The organism is Mesorhizobium sp. M00.F.Ca.ET.216.01.1.1 (assembly GCF_004010325.2).
Lineage (GTDB): Bacteria > Pseudomonadota > Alphaproteobacteria > Rhizobiales > Rhizobiaceae > Mesorhizobium.
Map to the genome: position 1 here is coordinate 1 of NZ_SADR02000517.1, position 289 is coordinate 289.

At 65.7% G+C, this 289-nt stretch carries 1 protein-coding gene; it reads right to left on the reverse strand.

The features are described from left to right. Positions 1 to 107: 107 nt before the first annotated feature. A complete protein-coding gene (locus EN859_RS37245; RefSeq protein ID WP_135913747.1) occupies positions 108 to 272 on the reverse strand; it encodes a DUF1674 domain-containing protein in 165 nt (54 codons plus the stop codon). Positions 273 to 289: the final 17 nt, after the last annotated feature.

Here is a 289-nt window from a genome sequence, read left to right on the forward strand (position 1 = left end):
ATGAAATCGGCATTGCGGTCGATGATACCGGTTTCATCGTTTTGTCGCCAACCCAGGCAGCAGCCTGAGGATGCAGGCCGGCCTGGCCTGAATATCAGCACATCCGGCTAGAAGTCGCTGGTGAGGCCCTTCACCTCCCAGTCGCCGTAGCGCCCGGGCTCCTTGCCGCCGCGGCCGCCGATTTCCTTCGGCAATTTCGCCTCGGCCTCGCGATATTCCCTGCGCCTGGCCTCGGCCTCCGCCAGCGCCCGCTGCGCTTCCGGCGTCAGCATCTTTCGCGGCCCGTCGC

What these genes read in the sequence shown, in the direction of transcription:
- EN859_RS37245 (WP_135913747.1), bottom strand. Translation starts at nt 272, where the DNA reads ATGCTGACGCCGGAAGCGCAGCGGGCGCTGGCGGAGGCCGAGGCCAGG.